This window comes from Janibacter sp. GS2 (assembly GCF_051200835.1).
In the GTDB taxonomy this organism is placed as follows: domain Bacteria; phylum Actinomycetota; class Actinomycetes; order Actinomycetales; family Dermatophilaceae; genus Janibacter.
In genome coordinates this window covers 2,826,281-2,845,532 of record NZ_CP195161.1, presented here as the reverse complement: position 1 = coordinate 2,845,532, position 19,252 = coordinate 2,826,281, and the positions used below count along the sequence as shown (strand labels likewise).

Below are 19,252 nucleotides of genomic sequence, written 5' to 3'. Positions count from 1 at the left end.
TCACTCCTGTCCCTGCTGCGTGATGGTCTCTTCGATGGCCTGCCGCAGCGACTCCATGTCCACGGGGCGGCCCTGCGCCTCGAGGTGCCCGACGGCGACACCGAGGATGAAGGAGCCGACCGGGGCCATCGGCCGCTCGAAGTCGTGGGCGATGGTCTTGGTCATCGCGTGGATGCTCACCACGTCGACCCCCTCGGGGTCGACGCCGACGGCGGCACAGGCTGCTTCGATCCAGTCGGCCCACCGGGCCCGCGTCGCCTCGGTCACGACGGGTCCTGCCGCAGTCGCTTGACCCAGTGGGCGTGGTCGGTCCACGTGTCGATGTTCGCCACGTCCTCGTCGGACGCGGGGACGGTGACGAGCGTGGAGCTGGCGAAGAGGGTCTTCATCGACGCGTCGCGCGGCGGGTCGAGACGCGCGAGGGCGCGACGCAGCGCGTCGGTGCGGTGGATCCCGAAGAGCCACTGCGGGTGGCCGGTCGAGTCGGCGAGGCACCAGCCGTCGTGCTCGTCGGTCGCGACCTCCGCGCTGCGCTGCGCGAAGGACCACGCGGCGATGAGCCGGCCGAGCGCGGGAAGGGGGTCGGCCAGGTCGCACGCGAGCAGGACGGTCCACGGGGCGACCGGTGGAAGCGCCGTCAGGGCGTCCAGCCCGGCCTCGACCCCGGCGACGGGCCCGCCGAGCGGTGGGTCCTCGAGGGTGCGGTGCACTCCCTCCGGAACCTCGACGTCGCCGACGACGGCGATCTCCCGGGCATCGGCGACGGCGACGAGCACCCCGTCGATGAGGCGGCGACCGTCGAGCTCGACATCGGCCTTGCTCACCCCGCCGAGGCGCTGTCCGGTGCCCCCGGCGAGCACGATCGCGTCGAAGGTGACCTCCTGGGTCATGCGTCCTCCCGGGTCCAGGTGCCGCTGCGTCCGCCGGTCTTCTCCAGCAGTCGCACGTCGGCGATGTGGGCGCTGCGATCGCGCCCCTTGACCATGTCGATGACGGTCAGGGCGGTGACGGTGACGCTCGTGAGGGCCTCCATCTCCACCCCGGTGCGATCGGCGGTGCGCACGGTGGCCGTGATGTCGACGCCGGTGTCCGTGATCGTCAGGTCCACCACGGCCCCGTGGACACCGATGACATGTGCCAGCGGCAGCAGCTCGGGAGTCCTCTTCGCCGCCTGGATGCCGGCGATGCGTGCGACGGCGAGCACGTCCCCCTTCGGCACGGTGCCGTCACGCAGGAGGGCGACGGTCTCCGCTGAGGTGGCCACCCGACCGGCGGCGGTGGCCGAGCGCACCGTCGGGACCTTCTCGGTGACGTCGACCATCCGGGCGTGCCCGGTCGGGTCGAGATGGGTCAGCGGGTGCTGCGAGGGGCTCATGTCAGGCTCCTGATCTCCACGACGTCTCCGGCCGCGACCGCATCGACGTCCTCGGGTACCACGGCGAGGGCATCGGCACCGGCCAGCGAGGTGACCATGTGCGAGGCCGACCCGCGGCGGTGGTTGGGGGTGGCCAGCAGCCGGCCCTCCTCGTCCGAGGACAGCCGCACCGGGAGGTACTGGCGCCGGCCCGCCGGCGAGGTCCACCCGTCGGCGGCCACCGCACGGCCGGCCCCGGGCGGGGTGGTCCGGCCGAGCAGGCGGTCGATGACGGGCCGGCCGAAGACCTCGAAGGAGATCGCGGCGCTCACCGGGTTGCCGGGGAAGGCGAGGACCGGGGTCCGGCCACGCCACCGGGCCCATCCCTGGGGCTTGCCCGGTTGCATCCGCACGTGTCGGAAGACCCCGTCGCCGGAGCCCTCGAGGGCGATCCGGGAGACGTCGAAGGCGCCCACGCTCACCCCACCGGTGAGGATGACCAGGTCGACCTCCGCGGCGAGCTCGTCCAGAGCGCGGCTGAAACCGTCGACGTCGTCGGCGAGGGGCTCGCACCGGTGAGCCGAGACGCCGAGCTCGGTGAGGGTGGCTTCCAGGTGAGCGGCGTTCGACTCGAAGATCTGGCCCCGGTCCAGCTGGCCCCCCGGGGCGATGAGCTCGTCGCCGGTGGCGGCGACGGCGACGACCGGCACCCTGCGGACGGTGACGGTGCCCGCCCCGGCCGCGGCGATCGCACCGATGTGACGACCGGTCAGGCTCGTCCCGCTGGCCACGACGAGATCACCGGCGCGCACGTCCTCACCGGCGCCGCGCACGTGCTGGCCACGGGCGCGCGCCTCGGCCACGGTGACGGTCTCGGTCCCGCCGTCGGTCAGCTCGACGGGCACGATCGTGTCGGCGTCGCCGGGCACGGGCGCCCCGGTCATGATGCGCACGCACTCGCCGGCCGCGATCCGCGGGTCGGCGCTCGAGCCGGCCGGGACGTCGCCGAGGACGCGCAGCGTCGCCGGCAGGGTGGCGAGGTCGGTGTGCCGGACGGCGTACCCGTCCATGGCGGAGTTGGCGAAGGCGGGGACGTCGCCGGCGCTCGTCACGTCCCGGGCGAGGACCCGACCGAGGGCGCGGGTGAGTGCCACCTCCTCGGTGTCGGCGATGGGGCCGCCGTCGAGGAGGTCGGCCAGGAGCTCGGCGAGGTACTCCTCGACGGTCAGCACGGTGCGGCTCGTGGTGCTCACGCGGACTCCTGGGGGCTCGGGGAGAGGGGTGCACCGTTCGTGGGGTCACCCGACCGGTCGGTGGGCAGCTCGATCGGCCCGGGCCAGGCGAGCATGCCGCCGTCCAGGACCAGCAGTCGGTCGAAGCCCCGCGAGCGGAGAGCGGTGGCGGCAAGGTGCGCGCGCGGACCGGCCCGGCAGACGAGGACGAGGTCCCGGTCCCGCGGCAGGCCAGCGCTGGATCCGGCATCGCCGGTGAGGGTGCCGATCGGCAGGTGCGCGGCACCGGGCACGCGCCCATCGGTGAGCTCGTGGGCCTCGCGCACGTCGAGGACGAAGGGGGGCGACCCGCCGCTGTCGAGGCGCGAGCGCAGGTCGGCTGCGGAGATCATGGCCGTCGTCGACGGCTCGGCACCCGCTGCGGGGTCGACGGTGGGGGCGACGCGCGCGCGCCGCACGCGGTCGGCCCGTGGCGCGAGGGGGATCTCCCGCTGGGCCGCGCGCAGCACGTCGATGAAGAGGACGCGACCGAGCAGCGGCTCGCCCGTGCCGGTGATGAGCTTGATCGCCTCGGCGGCCATCATCGAGCCGACCTGGCCGACGAGCGGCCCGAGCACCCCGGCGTCGCCGCACGCGGGGACGGTGCCGGGCTCGGGCGGGGTGGGGAAGAGGTCACGCAGATCCGTGGCCACCTGCCCGTGCGGAGCCGCGGACCAGAAGACGGTCAGGTGGGCCTCGGTGCGGTAGACGGCCGCCCACACGAGGGGGATGCCCAGTGCGACACAGGCGTCGTTGACCGCGTACCGGGTCTCGAAGTTGTCGCTGCCGTCGAGGACGAGGTCGTGGTCCTCGAGCAGCTCGCGTGCATTCGCTGCGTCGAGGTGGTCCGTGCGGCCGATGATCCGCACCTCGGGGTTGAGCGCGCGCACCCGCTCGACGGCACTGTCGACCTTCGGGCGGCCCACGGCGTCGCTGTCGTGGATGACCTGGCGCTGCAGGTTGGTCTCGTCGACCCGGTCGTCGTCGAGGACGGTGATCGTCCCGACGCCGGCAGCGGCGAGGTAGAGCAGGGAGGGTGAGCCCAGGCCACCGGCGCCGACGACGGCGACCCGCGCCGCGAGCAGACGCCGCTGCCCGAGCTCCCCCAGGGCCGGCATGAGCAGGTGGCGCGAGTAGCGGCTCACCTGCCCACCGGTCAGCGGGGGACCGGGAGCGATCAGCGGAGGGCAGTCCATGTCCATGACCGTAGTTCACTTCGGGTCGATGTCCGAGGGTGAGTCCCGTCGCTCGCCCATACCTCGACCCGGACCGGGTCAGTCCCCCTTAACCCGGATCATGCCCTCCTGCGTGATGGTCGTGGCGAGTGCCCCGTCGCGGGTGAAGACCCGACCGATGCCCAGGCCACGGCCACCCTGCGCGGAGGGCGACTCCTGCGAGTAGAGGAGCCACTGGGAAGGGTCCACCCGGCGGTGGAACCACATCGAGTGGTCGAGGCTGGCCACGCGCAGGCTCGGATCGGTCCAGATGCGCTCATGCCGCCGCAGGACGGATTCGAGCAGGCTGTAGTCGGACATGTAGGCGAGCACCGCGGACTGGAGGAAGGGATCGTCATCGACCACACCCACGGCCCGGATCCAGACGTTCTGCCGGGCGACGGCCTCGCTGGCCGCCTTCATCGTGATGTCACCCTCGACGTAGCGGTGGTCCACGGGGCGGCTGGCGAGATGCTGGGCCCTCGGGTGGTCGATGCCGCCGAAGATGTCGGCGATCGACGGAAGCTCTTCGGGGGCAGGCACCTCGGGCATCGGGTCGTGGTGATCGAGCCCGCCCGACGGATCCTGGAAGGAGGCGGTGAGGGACAGGATCGGTCGACCGTGCTGGATCGCGTGCACCCGGCGGGTGGAGAAGGACCGCCCATCGCGCATCCGCTCGACGGCGAATCGGATGGGCAGGGTGTCGTCGCCGGCGCGCATGAAGTAGGCGTGCAGGGAGTGGGGCAGGCGGTCCGGGTGCTCCTCACGGATGGTCCGGCTCGCGGCGATGAGTGACTGGGAGAGCACCTGACCGCCATACACGCGGTTGTGCGGCTGCTTCTGGCTGCGGCCCTCGAAGATGTCGGCTGAGTCGGTGCCCATCGATCCCATGTCCTCGCCGCCTGCACCGGCGACCTGGATCGAGGCGGCACCCAGGTGCTCCAGCTCGAGGATGGATAGCAGATCGGCCATCGATGCTGCCTGACGGTCGGCGAGGGTGGGTTGGTCGCTCACGGGGGTCTCCTAGCAGTGTGGCGTCCTGCAGAGACTAGGCGACGGACCTCCCGACCGGATCACCCGTCGAGCCCCAGGACGAAGGGGAGGACCTCCGCTGCTCCCGCCCGGCGCAGGGCGCGGGCGGCCACGGTGAGGGTCCAGCGGGAGTGGGCGACGTCATCGACGAGCAGCACCGGTCCGCTGAGGCCGGGCAGGGCCCCGGCGAGCTCGGGTCCGACCTCCAGCCGCTCCCACACCCCGGAGAGGCGGTAGGCGGAGTTGCCGCCCGGCTCACCGATCGGCCCGCCGTCGACGAGGTCGAGTGACCCGAGGACCGGGAGGTGACCGATCTGACCCAGCTGCTCGGCCAGGGAGGAGACGAGGGTCGGTCGGGAGCGGGAGGGGATGACGACGATCCCGGCCGGGCGCGTGCCCCAGCCCCACTCGGCCAGGACCCGCACGACGGCGCGCACGGTCGACTCCGGGACGGGCTGGTCCTCCGCGAGCAGCTCGCGCACCCGCGGCCCCCAGCCGAGGTCGGTGACGCGCGCCAGCGCGCGGCCGGGGGACATACCCTCGTCGGGCGGGATCTTGCCCTTGACCGGCACACCGAGCCGGTCCATGCCCGCCGGCCACTGCGCCCGCGGGTCGAGGTCGACTCCGGCGCGATCAAGGGTCGAGCGTGCGGAGCCGAGGGCCTCGTCGCCGACGTCCGCGTCGATCCAGGGGCCGGCGCACCGGTCGCAGCGGCCGCAGTCCTGCGCGCTCGGGTCGTCGAGAGTGCGCTGGAGGAAGGCCATCCGGCAGCCGTCCGTGGTGATGTAGTCGAGCATGTGCTGCTGCTCCGCCTCGCGGGCGGCGGAGACCCGCTCGTAGCGCTCGGCGTCGTAGACCCACGGCTGTCCGGTGCTCGTCCAGCCGCCGCTGACCCGCTGCACGGCCCCATCGACGTCGAGGACCTTCAGGAGCAGCTCGAGACGAGTACGGCGGATGTCGACGATCGTCTCGAGCGCCGCCGTGGACAGCGGCTTGCGGGCCTCGGCGAGGGCGGTGAGCACGGCAGCCGCCTGGTCCTCGCGTGGCATGGACGCCGACGCGAAGTGCTTCCAGATCGACACGTCGTCGTGCCCGGGCAGCAGGACGACGTCCGCGCGCTCGGTGGCGCGTCCGGCACGGCCGACCTGCTGGTAGTAGGCCACCGGTGACGACGGCGCTCCGAGGTGGACCACGAAGCCGAGGTCCGGTTTGTCGAAGCCCATCCCGAGGGCGCTCGTCGCGATGAGCGCCTTGACCGTGTTGTGCCGCAGCGCGTCCTCCATCGCGGCCCGCTCCTCGGTGTCGGAGCGGCCGGTGTACGCCGCGACCCGGTGGCCGGCTGCCTGCAGGGCGGCCGTGACGTCCTCGGCAGCGCTCACCGTCAACGTGTAGACGATGCCACTGCCCTCGAGCTGCCCCAGGTGCGTGGCCAGCCACGCGAGGTGGTGGTCCATGCCGGACCGGGGCAGGACGGCCAGCCGCAGGCTGTCGCGGGCCAGCTGACCGCGGATGGTCAGGACCTCGCTCGAGGCCCCCGCAGCGAGCTGCTCGACGACGTCGCGCACCACCCGCTCGTTGGCGGTCGCGGTCGTCGCGAGCACGGGGGTGCCCTCGGGCAGCTCGCCGAGCAGGTCCTTGATCCGGCGGTAGTCGGGGCGGAAGTCGTGCCCCCAGTCGCTGACGCAGTGGGCCTCGTCGACGACGAGGAGCCCGCACCGTCGGGTGAGGTCGGGCAGCTGCTCGGCGCGGAAGCGTGGGTTGTTCAACCGCTCGGGGCTCACGAGGAGCACGTCGACCTCGTCGGCCGCGAGCTGTGCACGCACGTCGTTCCACTCCTGCGCATTCGCCGAGTTCATCGACACGGCGCGCACGCCGGCGCGTTGGGCGGCAGCGATCTGGTCACGCATCAGGGCCAGCAGCGGCGAGACGATGAGGGCCGGACCGGCCCCCTTCGCCCGCTGCAGCCGGGAGGCGACGAAGTAGACGGCTGACTTGCCCCACCCGGTGCGCTGGACGACGAGCACGCGGGAGCGCCCCTCGACCAGGGCCTCGATCGCCTCGAACTGGCCCTCGTGGAAGACGGCGTCGTCCCGCCCGACGAGCTGACGCAACACCCCGGTCGCGTCGTCGATGAGGGAGGTGCTCGTGGGGGAGGAGGTCATGTGGCCACCGTAGGCGAGAGGTCCGACGGCCCCTCGCGGGCGGCGACCCCTGGGGATGGCGCCCGCCGGCGGTGACAGGATGTGGACATGAGCAGTCCCACCGAGTCAGCCCAGCGATTCAGCACCGAGATCGTCCTCCGCTGGGGCGACATGGACGCCTACGGCCACGTGAACAACGTGCAGTACCACCGTCTGCTCGAGGAGGCCCGGGTCCGGGCCTTCGCGAGCTGGTTCAACTCCACCGGGCCGGACAGCATGCTCAGCTCGGGCGTCCTGCTCGCGCGCCAGGAGATCGAGTACCTCGACCAGCTCGCCTACCGCCAGGAGCCGGTGCTCGTGGAGATGTGGATCACGCAGATCGGGGGCGCCAGCTGGGACATGGCCTACGAGATGCGCGACGGCCCGGGCGCGGACCGCGCCCTCTACGCCCGCGCCGAGTCGACCCTCGTCGCCTTCGACATCGCCGACCAGCGACCCCGCCGGCTCACCGATGACGAGCGGGCCTCGCTCACGGTCTTCCTCGGCGAGCCCGCAGCCATGCGCCGCCGCCGATGAGCACCCTGCGCCTCGTCGACGAGGAGAGCGCCCTCGACCTCGCGGCCTACCTCGCTCGGGCCCGGAAGGTCGACGACGACGGTGACGTGCGTCTGGAGGCCGTCGGGGCGGTGCTGGCCGCGTGGACCTGTGTGCTGCCCGGCCACGGCATCGGGAGCACGGGCCTCGTCCTCGGACTGCGGACCTTCGCGCTCGCCGAGCCGGTCGTCAGCGACCGGACCGTGCCGCTCGGTGCCGTCACGGACCGCCTCGCGCGCAGCGGGACCGAGGTGCCGGATCCGCCCATGACGACCAACCCGTCCTGGGGTGCGCTCAGCCCTCCTCGCTCCGGGTGGGAAGCGGTCGGGACCGTCCGGGACGCACAGCTGCGGGCCGCGGCGCTCGCCGGCATCGCCGAGGTCGCCCACGGGGCGCCCGACGGGGCCGGCAGCGCGGCGGTCGCCGACCTGCGCGCCCGGGTGTGGGGTCGGCCCACCGACACCGAGGTGCCGGTCCCCGCGGGCACCGCCTTCGGCCTCCACGTCCTGGGCTTCCTGCGCCCCGACGCGCCGGCGCAGGCCACCGTGCACGTCCGGGGGCCGTGGACCCGGGTGGCATCGGACCGCGGTTTCGTCATCGCCCGCTGAGGACGGCCCTAGGGTGGGCCGGGTGGACAACCCCCTCGCCGACCTGCCCACCGACATCGACGACGCAGCCCTGGCCGCGGAGCTGACCCGCAGTGCCGCGCAGCTGGCTGCCCGGATGCGCGTCGAGGGCCTCGACGGCCAGCAGAAGACCTCCGTCTCCGACGTCGTCACCGCGGCCGACCACGCTGCCGAGGACCTCGTCGCCGGCACGCTCGCGCGCCTGCGACCCGGCGACGGCATCGTGGGTGAGGAGGGCGCCGAGGCGGACTCCACCTCGGGGCGGACCTGGGTCATCGACCCGGTCGACGGCACATACAACTTCCTCTCGGGCCTGGCCACGTGGTGCAGCGCGCTCGCCCTGCGCGATGCCGATGGGCTCGTCCTCGGAGCCGTGCACCAGCCGACGGTGGACGAGGCATGGCTCGGGGGCCGCGACGTGCCGGCGAGCCTCAACGGCGCACCCCTCGGGAAGCTGGCCGACCGACCGCTGGGAGAGGTGTGTCTGGCGACCTACCTGCACCCGGCCGTGCTGCCCGACGCCGACCTGCGTGAGCCGTGGTTCGCCGCGATCTCGGGTGCGGCGACGGTGCGGGTCTTCGGGTCCGGGTCGTGCGACCTCGCGGCCGTCGCCGCGGGGCGGGTCGGGGTGTGGGCCCAGCAGTCCGTGCCCGAGTGGGACTGGCTGCCGGGGGCGGCCCTCGTGGCCGCAGCCGGGGGCCGAGTCGAGCAGGTCGAGGTGCGTGGCCGGGTCTGGAGCGTCGCCGGTCGGGCCACGGCCGTCGGCGAGGTCATCGCGGCGCTGCGCAGCTGACGGTCAGCCCAGGGGGTGACCCCGCTGGGCGAGCACATCGCGGAGGGTGTCGATGCGGTCGGTGACGAGGCCGTCCACCCCGAGGTCGAGCAGCCGGTGCATCTCCGCTGCCTCGTCGATGGTCCACACGTGGACCTGCTTGCCCAGACGGTGGGCGGTCTCGACGAGGCCGGGGGTGACCACGGTGGCCGTGACGGGCCCCACCCGGTGCGTGACGGGGACCTGCAGGGCCTGCGCGGGGGAGCGCAGCAGGCGCGAGAGGAGCCGGGGGAGCACCCGAAGGGAGGCGACGTCCCGCGGGCCGGCCGAGGTGGCCAGGCCCGGACCGAGTGCCCGGCGCACCGTGCGCAGCCGGGAGTCGCTGAAGGAGCCGATGCAGACCCGGTCGAGCGCGTCGTGGCGACGGATCGCCTCGACGAGGGGGGCGACTGCGCCGGGGGCCTTGACGTCGATGTTGAACCGCGTCTGGGGGAAGGTCTCGAAGAGCTCGTCCATGAGCGGGATCGGATCGGTACCGTTGATCCGGGCCGCGGCCACATGCGACCACGGCAGCTCCGCGATCGCCCCTCGTGCATCCGTGACCCGGTCGAGGACGTCGTCGTGGACGGCGACGAGCCGGCCGTCACCGGTCACGTGGACATCGGTCTCGAGGTAGCGGTAGCCCAGGGCGACGGCCTGCTGGAAGGCGTGCACGGTGTTTTCCCGGCCGAGGTTCGGGGCGAAGGCCGCTCCACCACGATGGGCCATCGCGATCGGCAGCTCGTCGGCGAAGTACGGGAAGTCCGCGGCGCGTCTCACGGAGCCAACGCCAGGCCGTCCGCGGCCAGGAAGGTGGCGATCCGGGCCACGGTCGCATCGGTGGCCGCGGCGTCGAAGTCCGGGAGCTGCGGGTCGGTGAACAGATGGCCCTCACCGGCTGTCACGTGGTCCTCGAAGGCCGCACCGCTCGCGTGGACCGCCTCGCCCAGGGCCGAGACATCCGCCGGGTCGATCCACGGGTCGCGGGCGTAGCGATGGACCTGCACCGGCACGCCGGGCCACGGGGGCCGCGGTGGGGCACACGAGTGCAGCAGGATCGCGCCACCCGAGTCCGGCCTCCGGGCAGCCAGTCGCTGGGCGAACCACGCACCGAGCGAGAACCCGGCGAACACGGTCTCCGCCGGCAGGCGGTCGGCCACCGAGCGCACGTGCTCGAAGTACTCCGGGTGGGCGTCCCGGTGGGCGATGCCGTCGGCCTGCCCGTCGAAGACGTGCCCCTCGTAGAAGTCGGGCACCGTGACCTCGTGCCCGAACGAGCGCAGTCGATCGGCGATGTCGTGGACGGCGGGTCGCAGTCCGAGGGCCGAGTGCAGCAGCAGGATCGGTGCCATGGGTCGAACTCTCCTCGTCAGTCGAGCGTGGCCCACACGGTCGTGTCGCTCGGGACCCGTCCGTCGTCCAGCTCCCCTGACGAGACGAGGACCCGAGCGCCCTCGGGCAGCGCCACCGGCTCGTTCGAGAGATTGGCCAGCACGAGCGTGCGGTCACCGTCTGGGGCGGTGGCCACGTAGCCGAGCGCGTCCTGGCCCAGCCCGTCGACCTCGGCCAGGGCGGCCCGGCCGAGCTGGCGCTCCTTCCGCAGCGCCAGGAGCGAGCGGTAGAGCTCCAGGGTCGAGCCCTCGACGCCGGCCTGGGCATCGACCGCGAGCTCGGAGTAGATCTCCGGCTGCGGCAGCCAGGCGGAACCGGTGGTGTTGAACCCGCAGGCGCGGGCCCCCTTCGTCCACGGCATGGGGACCCGGCACCCGTCGCGACCCAGCTCCAGTCCACCGGTACGCATGAAGGTCGGGTCCTGCCGCACCGCGTCCGGCAGGCCGGTGTGCTCGGGCAGGCCCAGCTCCTCCCCCTGGTAGACGTACGCGCCACCGGGCAGCGCGAGCATGAGCGTCGTCGCCGCACGGGCCCGGCGCAGACCGAGCTGCGCGTCGGGCTGGGGGTCGTGGGCGCCGATGCCGTTCGGTCGCGGACCACCCTGCGGGAGTCCGAACCGGCTCGTGTGGCGCAGGACGTCGTGGTTGCTCAGGACCCAGGTGGCGGGGGCACCCACGGAGTCGCTCGCCTCGAGCGACCCGGCGATGACCCTGCGGAGCGGTTCGGCCAGCCACGGGGTCTCGAGGAAGTCGAAGTTGAAGGCCTGGTGGAACTCGTCCTGCCGCACGTACCGCGCGGCTCGGGCCGCCGGGGCCACCCAGGCCTCCGCGCACATGATGCGCTCGGGCACGCCGTAGGAGTCGAGCAGCCGGCGCCACTCCCGGTAGATCTCGTGGACGCCGTCCTGGTCCCAGTACGGCGCTTCGTGGGTGGTCTCGAGGAGGCCGCCTGGGTGCCTGTCGTAGTTCGGCAGCCCCTCCTTCTTCACGAGGCCGTGCGCGACGTCGACCCGGAAGCCGTCGACGCCGCGGTCCAACCAGAAGCGCAGGGTCGCCTCGAAGTCGGCGCGCACCTCGGGGTTGGTCCAGTTGAAGTCCGGCTGGCTCGGGTCGAAGAGGTGCAGGTACCACTGGCCCGGCGCACCGTCCGGCTCGGTGACGCGGGTCCACGCGCCGCCACCGAAGTTGGAGAGCCAGTCCGTGGGCGGCAGCTCGCCGTCCTCACCGAGGCCGTCGCGGAACATGTAGCGATCCCGCTCCGGGCTGCCCGGTGCGGCGGCCAGCGCCGCGCGGAACCACTCGTGCTCGGAGGAGCTGTGGTTGGGCACGAGGTCGACGACGACCCGCAGCCCGAGCTCGTGGGCGCGGGCGATGAGATCGTCCGCATCGGTGAGGGTGCCGAAGAGCGGGTCGATGTCCCGGTGGTCGGAGACGTCGTAGCCGCCGTCGAGCTGGGGGGAGCGGTAGAAGGGGGAGAGCCACACCGCGTCCACGCCGAGGTCGCGCAGGTGGGGCAGGCGCGAGGTGATGCCGGGCAGGTCGCCGACCCCGTCGCCGTCGCCGTCGGCCCAGGACCGTGGATAGATCTGGTAGATCACGGCGTCGCGCCACCACGGCGCACCGGCGGCCGATCCGGCGTGCAGGTCGTGGGTGCGCAGGGTGTCCTGACCGGAGTCGGTCACAGGCGTCGTCCTTCGTCGTCGGCGTTGATCATCGTGTCGGCGGCGCGGGTGAAGTAGTCACGCATGGCCGCGTCGTGGGACTCGGGCAGATCGAGCGTGTCCATCGCCGCGAGCATGTGTCTCACCCAACGGTCCCGCATGTCCGGGGTCACCGCGTAGTCGACGTGGCGCATCCGCAGCCGGGGGTGACCGCGCTGCTGGCTGTACGTCCCGGGCCCCCCGAAGTACTGCTCGAGGAACATCCGCAGTCGTTCCTCGGCCGGGCCGAGGTCGGCCTCGGGGTAGAGCGCCCGCAGCGACTCGTCCCGGGCCACGCCCTCGTAGAAGGCGTGGACGAGACGGACGAAGGTCTCACGACCTCCCACCTGCTCGTAGAAGGTCTCACCAGGTTGCGCGAACACGCCCCCCAGCCTCTCAGATCGTGTGCTGGCCACCGAGGGGTGGTAGCGGGGGGCCGGCGATGCCGTGACGATCGAAGGCGTCCTTGACCCGGCGACGGATCTCCCGCTGGATGCCCCAGTTCTCGTTCGGCGTGCACGTGGCGAAGACACGCACCGTCACCATGCCCGCGGTGATCGACTCGACACCCAGGACCGAGGGGGCCTCGCGCAGCACCGCGTGCCAGTGGGTGTCCTCGTTCATCTGCGCGACCTCGTCCTTGATGATCCCGATGACGTGGTCGACGTCCTCCTTGTAGGAGAAGGGGAGGTCGACCATGACCGTCGACCAGCCCTGGCTGCGGTTGCCGATCCGGATGACCTCGCCGTTGCGCACGTACCAGACGACGCCGTCGAGGTCGCGCAGTCGGGTCACCCGGAGGGTGACCTCCTCGACGGTGCCGACGGCCTCCCCGGTGTCGATGTAGTCACCGACGCCGTACTGGTCCTCGAGGATCATGAAGATGCCCGAGAGGTAGTCCTTGACCAGGGCCTGGGCGCCGAAGCCGAGGGCGACACCACCGACACCGGCGGAGGCCAGCAGCGGGGCGAGCGGGATCTCCATCAGCGCCAGGACGGTGAGTGCGGTGATCGTGACGATGACGATGGTCGCGATGCTGCGCAGCAGTGAGCCCGTCGTCAGGGCGCGCTGGCGGGAGCGCTCACGCACCGTGCTCGCGGCCATGCCCTGGGTGCGCCGGTGGTCACGCTTGGCCCGAGCGGCCTCGCTGCGGGCGATCGAGCCGCTGACCGCGGTGGTGATCGCCCGGTGCGCGAGCCGCCGCGCGACGAAGGCCAGCAGGAGGGTGACGACGATCCGCAGGGGCGCGCCGAGCAGCCACTCGAGCGCGCCCTCCCACGTGACGTCCACAGCGGCCGCATGCATCTGGGACAACAAGGAAGGCATCGGTGAGACGCTACCCCCGGTCGCCCGGTGGACCCCAAACGGACTGCTCGCGACGCGCGGGCCTCTCAGCCCTCGGCGTCCCGCTCCTGCGCGGAGACGGCCCGCGCCACGGCGTCACGCCGCTCCGCGACGGTGCGCCGCAGACCAGCGGGCGCCTGCTCGTGCTCGTCGAGCCAGCCCTGGGTCCTCGCGAGCAGCTCGGGGCCGGCGAGGGCCATCGGGTAGAAGCCGATGACGATGCCCTCGGCGATGGCGTGGGTCCGCTGGGCCCACACCTCCTCGAGCGCCTCGTGGTAGCGCTCGACGAAGGGAGTGAGCAGCGCCGGGTCCGCGGTCCGCCCGAAACCGAGGGCGTGCGCGTCGATGACCGAGTTCGGGGTGTCCGTGGCCACGACGCCCGCCTGCCAGGCGGCCTCCTTGGCCTCTGCGGTCGGGATGCTGGCCGTGGCCCGGGCCGCGCGCTCACGACCGGTGGCGGTGTTGTCCCCCTTCGCCTCCCGGGCGATGGCGTCGGCATCGGCGTCCCCGGCGGCGGCCAGCCCGGTGAGCAGGCTCCACCGCATGTCGGTGTCTACGGCGAGTCCTTCGAGCGTGGTGCTCCCCTCGAGGAGCCCGCGCACGAAGGAGGTGTCGTCGCCGGGCGCGAGCAGGTTGGCGTGCGCCGTGATGAGCTGCAGCTGCGCGTCGCTGCCCGGGACGGCCTTCTCGGCGAGGGCTCGCACCGTGGTCACGACCGCGTGTCGCATCTCCTCGCGGTGGCCCGGGCACGAGTAGGCGACCACCGACGTGGAGACCTGGGCGAGCAGCGTGCGCAGCAGGGTCGAGTCGCTCAGCCCGTCGAGGACGGGCAGGACGAGCTCGACGTACTCGCGGGCGGGCATCTCGCCGTCACGGGTCATGTCCCAGGCCGAGGCCAGCGACAGGGAGGCCGGCAGGGACTCCTCGAAGGCCGTGGGGTGGGCGAGGAGCGTCGCGAGGGAGCGCTCGTCGAGGCGCAGCTTGGCGTACGTCAGGTCGTCGTCGTTGAGCAGCAGCAGGTCGGGCTGGCGCTGTCCGACGAGCTGCGGCAGCGGGGTGTGTGCGCTCTCGACGTCGACCTCGATGCGCTGGCGTCGCACGAGGCGACCGTCGAGGAGGTCGTAGAGACCGACGGCGAGGCGGTGCGGGCGCAGCGTCGGGAAGCCCTCGGCGTGGGTCTGCTCGATGACCGCGTCGACGTAGTGACCGCGGTCGTCGACCTCGACGAGCGGACGCAGGGTGTTGACCCCGGCCGTCTCGAGCCACAGCGTCGACCAGGCACGCAGGTCACGGCCGGACGTGGCCTCCAGCTCGTCGAGCAGGTCGTCGAGCGTCGTGTTGCCCCACGCGTGCGCGTCGAAGTACGCGCGCAGGCCGTCCCGGAAGGGCTCGCGACCGACGTAGGCGACGAGCTGCTTGAGGACGGAGGCGCCCTTCGCGTAGGTGATGCCGTCGAAGTTCACCTCGACGTCGGCCAGGTCGCGGATCGGGGCGACGATCGGGTGCGTCGAGCTGAGCTGGTCCTGGCGGTAGGCCCAGGCCTTCTCGTGGGTGCAGAAGGTGGTCCAGGCGTCGGTCCACTCGGTGACCTCCGCCTGACAGGTCGTGGAGGCCCACTCGGCGAAGGACTCGTTGAGCCAGAGGTCGTTCCACCACTTCATCGTCACGAGGTTGCCGAACCACATGTGCGCGAGCTCGTGGAGCACGGTCAGGGCGCGGCGCTCGACGAGCGCGTCGGGGACCTTGGAGCGGAAGACGTACATCTCGTGGAAGGTCACGCAGCCGGCGTTCTCCATCGCGCCCATGTTGTACTCCGGCGTGAAGATCTGGTCGTACTTCGTGAAGGGGTAGGCCCGGTCGAACTCCTCCTCGTAGAAGGCGAAGCCCGCCTTGGTCAGCGCGAAGAGGGTGTCGGCGTCGAGGTACTGCGTCAGCGACTTGCGGCAGAAGATGCCCAGCGGCACCTCCTTGTCGCGCGAGGTCAGCGAGTCGCGCACGACGTCATAGGGCCCGGCGACGAGCGCGGTGATGTAGCTGCTCATCCGCTCGGTCGGCGCGAAGGACCACGTGGCCACGTCATCCCGTCCGGGCACCGGCGCGGGTTCCGGGGTGGGGGAGTTGGCGATGACCTGCCAGTGCGCGGGCGCCGTGACGGTCAGGGTGAAGCTCGCCTTGAGGTCGGGCTGCTCGAAGACGGGGTACATGCGTCGGCTGTCCGGCACCTCGAACTGGGTGTAGAGGTAGACCTCGCCGTCGACCGGGTCGACGAATCGGTGCAGCCCCTCACCCGTGTTCATGTACGTGCCCGTGGCCCGGATGGTCACCGTGTTGTCCCCGGCGAGGTCGTCGAGGCGGATGCGGTGGTCCGCGAAGACCGCAGACGGGTCCAGCGCGGCGCCGTTGAGCTCCACCGACTCGACGGACTCACCGATGAAGTCGACGAAGGTGGAGGACCCGCCCTTCGCCGTGAAGCGGATCGTGCTGGTCGTGGCGAAGGTCGTCTCGGAGGTGGTCAGGTCGAGCGTGATCTCGTGGCTGTCCACCTCGAGGTCCGCCGCGCGTGCGACGGCCTCCTCGCGGGTGAGGTTCTTCCCGGGCACGTGCTGCTCCTTCGGATCGGTCGTTTTCCTCATGCTGTCACGACGTGGGCCGCAGCACCGAGCGCCCGGGCGGTCTGCCACGATGGGTTCATGACTGAGACGCAGCCCGTGGAGATGTGGTTCGACCCGCTGTGCCCGTGGGCGTGGATCACGAGTCGGTGGCTCATGGAGGTGGAGGCCGTCCGGGACATCGAGGTGACTTGGTCGCAGATGAGCCTGTCCGTGCTCAACGACGGACGGGACCTGCCCGAGGACTACCGCGACCTCATGGACCGCGGGTGGGGTCCGGTCCGGGTCATCGCGGCCGCTCGCACGGCGCACGGTGACGAGGTGACCAAGCCCCTCTACGACGCCATCGGCACGAGGCTGCACCTCGAGCAGGAGGAGGACATGCGCGCGGCGACCGCCGCCGCGCTCGCCGAGGTCGGACTGCCGGCCGAGCTCATCGAGGCCGCCGACACCGATGCGCACGACGATTTTCTCCGCGAGAGCCACCAGCGCGCGATCGACCTCGTCGGCGACGACGTGGGCACCCCGGTCATCTCGGTCGACGGCGTTGCCTTCTTCGGGCCCGTCGTCACCCCAGGGCCGAAGGGGGAGGCGGCCGGTCGCCTCTTCGACGGCTGCGTGCTCGTGGCCGGGACCGAGGGCTTCTTCGAGCTGAAGCGCACCCGCTCCCGCGGCCCGATCTTCGACTGACCCACCCCTTCCAACGCATACGGAGAAGACCTTGCGCGTCCACATCGGCGGCGACCACGCGGCCTTCGAGCTCCACCAGGAGCTGCTCACCTTCCTCGAGGCGGAGGGCCACCAGGTCACCGACCACGGCCCCTTCACCTATGACGCCCTCGACGACTACCCGGTTTTCGTCATCCGTGCGGCCCAGGCCGTCGCGGCGGATCCCGGCAGCCGCGGCATCGTCCTCGGTGGATCGGGCAACGGCGAGCAGATGGCGGCCAACAAGGTCGCCGGAGTCCGGGCGGCGTTGTGCTACAACACCGAGCTGGCCCGCCTCGCCCGAGAGCACAACGACGCCCACGTCCTGTCCATGGGCGGTCGGATGCAGTCGGTCGACGAGGCGAAGGAGATGGTCCGCACCTTCCTCATCACGGAGTTCATCGGTGAGGAGCGCCACCAGCGGCGCATCGACATGGTGTCCGCGTTCGAGGCCGACGGGACGCTGCCGCCCCTGCCCTGACGGCGGAAGCGCGTGGCGCCCAAGGCCGCCCGGTTCGGTCTCTGAACGGTTACGGCCCTTCACACGTGCCGATTCCCCGCTTACAGTGCCGACAGGCCCGCTCGTCCGACGGGCCCGATCACGACCGGGGAGCTCAGAGTGTCTGCGATTCTGCCGAGTCGCGTCCTGCCGTGGCCCCAGCGACGGCAGGTGCCGCGGACCCTGCCTCGCATCGAGGGTACCCCGCTGCTGCTGGTCATGCTCGGCGCTGTCCTCGCCATCGCGGTCGGCCACCACGCCTGGGGCGGGAGCTTGGCGCTCGTGGCCCTCGTGCCGGTGTGCCTCATCGCGACGACCCTCTGTCCCCTGCCCCAGGTCCGGCTCGTCTTCGCCGTCGCCCTCACCTGTGTCGCCTGGTCCCTGATCTTCGCTGACGAGGGCGTGGCCCGCACGCTCCCGCTCGTCGCCAGCCTCGCCCTGATGTACGCCGTGGCGACGTCACGCTCCCACCACGGCGCGGCCACCTTCGCGGGTGACCGGATGCTCGGCGACCTGCGCACCCGGCTGCACGGCATGGGCGACATCCCGCGCCTGCCGAAGGGATGGCACGCGGAGCGGTCCTTCGCGACCGCCCACGGCAATGCCTTCGCGGGCGACTTCAACATCACCTCGACGAGCCGCTGCGGCCGACAGCTCGAGATGGTCCTGGCCGACGTCAGCGGCAAGGGCCAGGCGGCGGGTGCACGGGCGCTCGTCCTCGCCGGGGCCCTCGGGGGTGTCATCGGCTCGGCGACACCGCACCAGGTGCTCCCGATGGCCAACGAGTTCCTCGAGCGCGACAAGTGGGACGAGGGCTTCGCCACCGCGGTGCAGGTCTGTCTCGACCTGGAGACGGGGGAGGCGATGGTCGCGTCCGCCGGTCACCCGCCGGCGATGCACTACGACGCGGGCTGCGGCCGGTGGGTGGCGCTCGACGACGGTCGGGGCCCGGCGCTCGGCCTCGTGCCGGGGGCCGAGTACCCGCAGACGCGGACCGTCCTGGGCCACGGAGATGCCCTGCTCATCTACACCGACGGGATCATCGAGTCCCGGTCCCGCGACCTCGACGACGGCATCGACTGGATGCTCGGCGAGGCCGAGGCCCGTCTCCCGCACGGCTTCACGGGCCTGGCGAAGACCCTCGTCACCCGGGGCCGGGCCGGCATCGAGGACGACCGCGCCGCCGTGATCATCTGGCGCGACTGACGCCCTTCGCCCCACCAGGGATAGCCTGTGCGGCCGTGACCACCTCCGAACCCGATCCCCACAAGGCACCCTTGACGGACACCCCCGTGACCGATGACGGACGCCACCGCGCGACCGTGCGCACCTTCACCCCTCGGTGGCGGATGTCGCCGCTGACCCAGGAGCGGATGGAGCGCCTGCTCCCGCGGTACACGGTGCCGACGACGACCCTCGACCCGGCAGCGCTCTTCGGCCGGGACGTGCCGGTCGTCCTCGAGATCGGGTCCGGCTACGGTGAGGCCGCCCTCGCCTATGCGCGCGCGCACCCGGACCACGGCGTCATCGCCGCCGAGGTCCACGTGCCGGGGGTGGCCGTGATGATGGCCGCGGCCGAGGACGAGGGGATCGGCAACCTGCGTACCCACCGCGGTGATGCCATCGAGTACCTCATGCAGTGCGTTGCCACCGACCAGCTGGCGGCGGTCCACCTCTTCTTCCCGGACCCCTGGCCCAAGGCCAAGCACGCCAAGCGGCGCTTCGTCCAGCAGGACACCCTCGACCTCGTCCTCGACCGGCTGCGGCCCGGCGGGCACCTGCTCGTCGCGACCGACCACGCGCAGTACGCCGAGCACGTGCGCCGCCAGCTCGACCGGCACCCGGGTGTCGCGGTCGTCGAGGGTGACCGTCCGGCGTGGCGGCCGAGCGCGGGATTCGAGGACAAGGGCACCGCTGCCGGCCGCACCATCCACGAGTTCCGGGTCACCGCCGCCTGA

20 protein-coding genes are annotated in these 19,252 nt (G+C 72.3%); 7 read left to right on the top strand and 13 right to left on the bottom strand.

The genetic code is table 11. The features are described 5' to 3' along the window. The 7 genes from ACR9E9_RS13660 to ACR9E9_RS13630 all read right to left on the bottom strand — a co-directional run bounded on the left by ACR9E9_RS13660 (nucleotide 1) and on the right by ACR9E9_RS13630 (nucleotide 7,033). On the bottom strand, nucleotides 1–267 hold the full coding sequence (locus tag ACR9E9_RS13660) for a DUF6457 domain-containing protein (protein WP_435199349.1): 267 nt from the start codon (nucleotides 265–267) through the stop codon (nucleotides 1–3). Further along, entirely contained in the window at nucleotides 264–890 is a 627-nt protein-coding gene (gene mobA / locus ACR9E9_RS13655; protein ID WP_435199347.1) for a molybdenum cofactor guanylyltransferase, read from the bottom strand. Before mobA ends, ACR9E9_RS13660 begins: the two co-directional genes overlap by 4 nt. Beyond that, on the bottom strand, nucleotides 887–1,375 hold the full coding sequence (moaC, locus tag ACR9E9_RS13650) for a cyclic pyranopterin monophosphate synthase MoaC (RefSeq protein WP_435199345.1): 489 nt from the start codon (nucleotides 1,373–1,375) through the stop codon (nucleotides 887–889). The genes mobA and moaC overlap by 4 nt, the downstream gene beginning before the upstream one ends. Continuing rightward, nucleotides 1,372–2,607 (bottom strand): molybdopterin molybdotransferase MoeA, encoded by a 1,236-nt coding sequence (locus tag ACR9E9_RS13645; RefSeq protein ID WP_435199343.1) that lies wholly within the window; start codon nucleotides 2,605–2,607, stop codon nucleotides 1,372–1,374. The genes moaC and ACR9E9_RS13645 overlap by 4 nt, the downstream gene beginning before the upstream one ends. After that, nucleotides 2,604–3,821 carry a ThiF family adenylyltransferase gene (locus ACR9E9_RS13640; protein WP_435199341.1) on the bottom strand — a complete coding sequence of 406 codons (1,218 nt, stop codon included), beginning with the start codon at nucleotides 3,819–3,821 and terminating at the stop codon, nucleotides 2,604–2,606. Before ACR9E9_RS13640 ends, ACR9E9_RS13645 begins: the two co-directional genes overlap by 4 nt. Before the next feature lie 78 nt (nucleotides 3,822–3,899). Next, nucleotides 3,900–4,853 (bottom strand): acyl-CoA thioesterase, encoded by a 954-nt coding sequence (locus ACR9E9_RS13635; protein WP_435199339.1) that lies wholly within the window; start codon nucleotides 4,851–4,853, stop codon nucleotides 3,900–3,902. A gap of 59 nt (nucleotides 4,854–4,912) precedes the next feature. Beyond that, a complete protein-coding gene (locus tag ACR9E9_RS13630; protein WP_435199337.1) occupies nucleotides 4,913–7,033 on the bottom strand; it encodes a RecQ family ATP-dependent DNA helicase in 2,121 nt (706 codons plus the stop codon). 87 nt (nucleotides 7,034–7,120) lie between these two features. On the opposite strand from ACR9E9_RS13630, the gene ACR9E9_RS13625 reads away from it, so the two are divergent. Genes ACR9E9_RS13625 through ACR9E9_RS13615 form a run of 3 tightly spaced genes read left to right on the top strand, consistent with a single transcriptional unit; the run spans nucleotide 7,121 to nucleotide 9,025 of the window. Then, entirely contained in the window at nucleotides 7,121–7,588 is a 468-nt protein-coding gene (locus ACR9E9_RS13625; protein ID WP_435199335.1) for an acyl-CoA thioesterase, read from the top strand. After that, entirely contained in the window at nucleotides 7,585–8,214 is a 630-nt protein-coding gene (locus tag ACR9E9_RS13620) for a hypothetical protein (RefSeq protein ID WP_435199333.1), read from the top strand. Before ACR9E9_RS13625 ends, ACR9E9_RS13620 begins: the two co-directional genes overlap by 4 nt. 22 nt (nucleotides 8,215–8,236) lie before the next feature. Then, entirely contained in the window at nucleotides 8,237–9,025 is a 789-nt protein-coding gene (locus ACR9E9_RS13615; protein ID WP_435199331.1) for an inositol monophosphatase family protein, read from the top strand. A 3-nt stretch (nucleotides 9,026–9,028) separates the two neighbouring features. Here ACR9E9_RS13615 and ACR9E9_RS13610 read toward each other — a convergent pair whose 3' ends face one another. The 6 genes from ACR9E9_RS13610 to pepN all read right to left on the bottom strand — a co-directional run bounded on the left by ACR9E9_RS13610 (nucleotide 9,029) and on the right by pepN (nucleotide 16,078). Then, entirely contained in the window at nucleotides 9,029–9,823 is a 795-nt protein-coding gene (locus tag ACR9E9_RS13610) for a glycerophosphodiester phosphodiesterase (RefSeq protein WP_435199330.1), read from the bottom strand. Further along, nucleotides 9,820–10,395, bottom strand: coding sequence for a dienelactone hydrolase family protein (locus tag ACR9E9_RS13605; protein WP_435199328.1), 576 nt, complete (start codon nucleotides 10,393–10,395; stop codon nucleotides 9,820–9,822). The genes ACR9E9_RS13610 and ACR9E9_RS13605 overlap by 4 nt, the downstream gene beginning before the upstream one ends. 17 nt (nucleotides 10,396–10,412) lie before the next feature. Beyond that, on the bottom strand, nucleotides 10,413–12,116 hold the full coding sequence (locus tag ACR9E9_RS13600; RefSeq protein ID WP_435199326.1) for a glycoside hydrolase family 13 protein: 1,704 nt from the start codon (nucleotides 12,114–12,116) through the stop codon (nucleotides 10,413–10,415). Continuing rightward, complete coding sequence (locus ACR9E9_RS13595; protein ID WP_435199324.1) at nucleotides 12,113–12,517, bottom strand: globin; 405 nt, start codon at nucleotides 12,515–12,517, stop codon at nucleotides 12,113–12,115. The genes ACR9E9_RS13600 and ACR9E9_RS13595 overlap by 4 nt, the downstream gene beginning before the upstream one ends. 13 nt (nucleotides 12,518–12,530) lie before the next feature. Further along, nucleotides 12,531–13,460: a mechanosensitive ion channel family protein gene (locus ACR9E9_RS13590; protein ID WP_435199322.1), complete on the bottom strand. Its 930-nt coding sequence runs from the start codon at nucleotides 13,458–13,460 to the stop codon at nucleotides 12,531–12,533. 65 nt (nucleotides 13,461–13,525) lie between these two features. Next, on the bottom strand, nucleotides 13,526–16,078 hold the full coding sequence (pepN, locus tag ACR9E9_RS13585) for an aminopeptidase N (RefSeq protein WP_435203667.1): 2,553 nt from the start codon (nucleotides 16,076–16,078) through the stop codon (nucleotides 13,526–13,528). Between the two features lie 90 nt (nucleotides 16,079–16,168). Between pepN and ACR9E9_RS13580 the strand changes: the two genes are divergently transcribed. The 4 genes from ACR9E9_RS13580 (at nucleotide 16,169) to trmB (ending at nucleotide 19,252) form a co-directional block, all read left to right on the top strand. After that, the gene (locus tag ACR9E9_RS13580) at nucleotides 16,169–16,777 is read left to right on the top strand and encodes a mycothiol-dependent nitroreductase Rv2466c family protein (protein WP_435199320.1); all 609 of its coding nucleotides are present in this window, start codon (nucleotides 16,169–16,171) and stop codon (nucleotides 16,775–16,777) included. Between the two features lie 31 nt (nucleotides 16,778–16,808). Next, nucleotides 16,809–17,276, top strand: a complete 468-nt coding sequence (locus tag ACR9E9_RS13575) for a ribose-5-phosphate isomerase (RefSeq protein WP_435199318.1) — start codon at nucleotides 16,809–16,811, stop codon at nucleotides 17,274–17,276. Between the two features lie 138 nt (nucleotides 17,277–17,414). Next, nucleotides 17,415–18,500, top strand: coding sequence for a PP2C family protein-serine/threonine phosphatase (locus ACR9E9_RS13570; RefSeq protein WP_435199316.1), 1,086 nt, complete (start codon nucleotides 17,415–17,417; stop codon nucleotides 18,498–18,500). Nucleotides 18,501–18,586: 86 nt separating this feature from the next. Then, nucleotides 18,587–19,252, top strand: coding sequence for a tRNA (guanosine(46)-N7)-methyltransferase TrmB (gene trmB, locus ACR9E9_RS13565; protein ID WP_435199314.1), 666 nt, complete (start codon nucleotides 18,587–18,589; stop codon nucleotides 19,250–19,252).